The sequence below is a fragment of the Blautia sp. AM47-4 genome (assembly GCF_003479865.1).
GTDB lineage: Bacteria > Bacillota > Clostridia > Lachnospirales > Lachnospiraceae > Fusicatenibacter > Fusicatenibacter saccharivorans.
The window spans coordinates 1-3,648 of record NZ_QUHY01000066.1; the positions used below are offsets into that span (position 1 = coordinate 1).

At 48.5% G+C, this 3,648-nt stretch carries 2 protein-coding genes and 3 pseudogenes; all 5 read right to left on the bottom strand.

Annotated elements, in window-relative coordinates; all coding sequences use genetic code 11:
- Positions 1 to 211 (bottom strand): annotated as a pseudogene (locus DW965_RS18300) (hypothetical protein); the annotation flags it as partial.
- Positions 180 to 823 (bottom strand): annotated as a pseudogene (locus tag DW965_RS18305) (CHC2 zinc finger domain-containing protein). The pseudogenes DW965_RS18305 and DW965_RS18300, both read right to left, overlap by 32 nt.
- A gap of 64 nt (positions 824 to 887) precedes the next feature.
- Positions 888 to 2,467: pseudogene (gene mobQ, locus DW965_RS18310) on the bottom strand (MobQ family relaxase).
- Between the two features lie 146 nt (positions 2,468 to 2,613).
- Positions 2,614 to 3,105 (bottom strand): hypothetical protein, encoded by a 492-nt coding sequence (locus tag DW965_RS18315; RefSeq protein WP_002304359.1) that lies wholly within the window; start codon positions 3,103 to 3,105, stop codon positions 2,614 to 2,616.
- Positions 3,106 to 3,161: 56 nt separating this feature from the next.
- Positions 3,162 to 3,416, bottom strand: a complete 255-nt coding sequence (locus DW965_RS18320; RefSeq protein ID WP_117762290.1) for a CPCC family cysteine-rich protein — start codon at positions 3,414 to 3,416, stop codon at positions 3,162 to 3,164.
- Positions 3,417 to 3,648: the final 232 nt, after the last annotated feature.

Below are 3,648 nucleotides of genomic sequence, written 5' to 3' on the forward strand. Positions count from 1 at the left end.
TCAGGGCGGTGCTTTCCCTGTGGAAGCCGATGGGCTTTATGATGTCCTTGCGGTCAGTCAGGATGTTGTATGCGATAGCCCCGGAAAGCAGCGGGTCACGCTGGAATACAGTCAGGCAGTTCCGTATGCTCTGACGGACACCGCCTTTCTCGGTAGTTTCCAGCCCCTCCTTGATTTCCTCAATGCTCTGGGGTGGCTGCATGGCGTTCATGGTGTTTTTTAGTTCTTGCTGCGTCTGCGGCGGCAAGCTCTGCCATTCGCTGTTCAAGCTGTATCACATCCTTTCCGTAGTCCGTAATCAAAGCCGCTTTTTCCTCTGTTTCCCCGAACAGCAGCACATCCAGCAGATACTCCACTTGGTCTTGCTTCTGTAAGGCTTCTATAAACCGGGGATGAAAGGCTTCCTCCGGGGAGTGTGGGGCGTAGTCCGTTCTCCATGCCCGAAGCAGATGGAGATAATCGGCAAGAATACGGAAGCAGCGGTTCTTTGCTTCCTGAAACTGTTCCTCCGGGGATTTCTGCCGGGGCTTTGGCTTTTTTTCCTTTCCCGGCGGTTTCCAGTCCTCATAGGAAAGCCCGAAGTCCTGTGCCAGCTGTACGGCGGCTTCTTTCTTTCTCAGCCCATACAGGGCGGCGGCAAAATCAATCACATCCCCATCCGCACCGCAGCCGAAGCAGTGGTAACGCCGATCCAGCTTCATGCTTGGGGTTTTATCGTTATGGAACGGGCAGCAAGCCATCCCGTTCGACCTACATGGATTCCATAATGCTCCGCAGCCTGTCTTGTTGTGACGGCCTGCTTCACAGCTTCAAATACATTCAAATCTATCCCTCCTTGAAAAAAGAAAAGCACCTGACATTCTCTGATTGAAAATGGCAAGTGCCTGTTAAAGTTCCATATCCTGTTGTCTGTGTTTCGTCTGTTCCTGGGCAGTTCTTTGTGCTTTTTTCTCGTCTGCCTTATCCTGCAAGACTTCCTTGATGGGCTGCTTCTTGGGCGGCTCTTTGCTTTCCTCTGTGCCGGGGGTGGCTTTCTGTACCCAGTAGCGGATATCCCGCAGCTTCTTCAAATCCTCCTGCACCTCTGTCAGCGGTACTTTCAGCTCTGCGATTTCGCTGAGAAGTTTTTCCTGCTCCTGTTGCAGCTCCTTTTGGGTGCTGTCCTTATCGTCCGGGTGCTTGGCAAGGTAGGCGGCGGCTTTCTCATACCGGGCAACCTCCGAGTGTTCCTGCTTGAATGTTTCCTTTGTTTTCTTGAAAAATATCTTCTGGTACTTTCATAGACAGGCTTACATTCCTTGCAGTCTGTCCGGCTGGCAAGAATCCTGTCAATCACTTTGCTGCGGGCTTCCTTTGGCTTCATCTGATTGCGGTAATCGGCGGCTGATTTCCCGGAAGATTCCAGAAATGCTTCTAAGTCCTCCACAGTGGAAAGCCCCTTTTGCCGGAGATAGGACAGGGCTTCGCTGACTGCCTTTAAGTCCTGCGAAGTCCCCCGGTTCTGTCCAGCCCTTGTCCAGTCCTTCCGTTCTTCCTTTCGTATTTCCATATATTTCATCAAAAGATTGGGAAGAAATGTTGCTTCCTCCGCCGCTTTTTGTGCAAGCAGCTCCTTCCGTTTTTCTCCCAGCTCGGTAATCCAGCCTTTGAGGTTTTGGATAAGCTGCCGGATAGACTTCATCAGATTGTTGGCGGCTCTGATTTCCCGGTTCAGGTTGCCGATATTCGTCTGGATACCACGCTTTTCCATCTGCCGGACAGCAGCTCCCTCATGGACAGTAGGGACTATATCAAGCCCCTGTCTGGCATAGGAACGCAAGTCCACACGCTCCGGGCGGTCATTGGCTTCCAGATAGCGGTTCTGGATGACCTCCCATTCATGCCGCCAGATTTCACAATACTTCTGGTCGTTCCAGTCAACCGTATCCTCCTTGTGGCTTTTCCATCTGCCGGACGGAAGCTTGATCCGTTCCCCATTCTCGTCAAGGTCATAAACCTTGCGGCTCTTGGGAAGCCATTTCCCATGTTCGTCCATTGCCCTCATAGTGAGCAGGACATGGGCGTGGGGATTGTGTCCCGGCGGATGGGGGTCATGGATGGCAAAGTCAGCAATCATGCCTTTGGAAACAAACTGCTGCTCACAAAATTCCCGGACAAGGACAGCATACTGGTCGGGTGGTATCTCTCTTGGGATGGTAAGCACCCACCGCCTTGCAAGCTGGGAGTTCCATTGCTTCTCCACCGCTTCGGCGGCGTTCCATAAGGTATTGCGGTCTGCATACTCCGGCGGGGCGTTTGCCGGAAGCAGGATTTCATTGTGGACGATACCACGCTTTTCCGGGTAGTGCTTCACTTGCTGGTCGTATTCACAGAACAGCTTTTCGCCGCTCTGGTAAGCAGCGGCGGCAATCGCAGACTGCTGTTGGCTGCGCTGCACAATAGAAATTTCGTTGTGCGGACAGGGCATTTCGTGTCACTCCTTTCTGTGATTGGCGGATGGGGTGGCGTTTTGCCACCTCATTTTGGGCAGAAAAAGACAGGCAACCTTTTTCAGATTTCCTGCTTGGTGTGCCGCTATGTGGGCGGCGGGTATTTAGTTGTAAGAGTTTGGGGTTACTTTTTGACTTCCTTTGTGATTTCAGTTGTCTCTAACTGTACCCGATAAGTGCTTTCTTCTCCGTTCAAATTGGTTGTTTTCAATTCAAACCACAAATTATCAGTCAACTTATCAGCGTCACTATCTCTGAGAATGTCACCAGAAATTTGTCCAACATTTCCAGAAACATCTATTGTCTCACCTGTCTGATCATCAACACCATTAGAAAGCAGAGTTTCTTTTTCGCTTCCATTGATATAAATGGTCGTTGAGTATGTGGTAATATTAGCAAAATCGTCTGACATCACTTTCAAATCACCACCATAGCAAATTTCATCTTTGCCATCTAAAATAATTACACCATTCGACACAGAAATATATTCATTTTCTCCGCTAAATGAATATACCTTTAAGGACTGTTCTTCATTGCTTTCGGAGGAAGTGTTGCACCCTGCAAGCAGAACCGTACAAGCAAGCAACGATAGCATAACCGCCATTATCTTTTTCATAATATCACCATCCCATCAAATTTCAATTTTTCAGTTCTACAAGTTGGAAGTTGTCGCTATGAAATTTCTTTTTCATCATCTCTTGGTGATCGGACATAACATAACATTTCTTTTTCACAAGCACCAAATTTTGAGAAATTGAATTTCGCTTCTTTTAGTGTTATTCCATGATTAGAGTCGCTTGGTTCGTTATCAGAAGCAATGAACGGGTCATTCTCCCAAAAACAAACGGGACAGATATACCCACAATCTTCATTTGCCGGAACATTATAGGTAAAATATCCGCAGCAAGGACATTGGTATTTTTTCATATAAACCTCCCGTTTAAGCCTTGACCTCAAATTCCTGATTTATTTCTGACTTTATTATACTTCATCGATTATCGAAAAGATAGCATATTTTATGAAACTTGTCGGCTGGGAACAGCTTGCATTGCAAGGTGTCCCCAGATGGCAAGTCCACAAAAGGGTAGCTGGCGGCAGCCAGCGCAGGGGAAGCGTAGCGTCCCCTGTTTGATTTGGAGCAGACCATGACTGCGGAAAA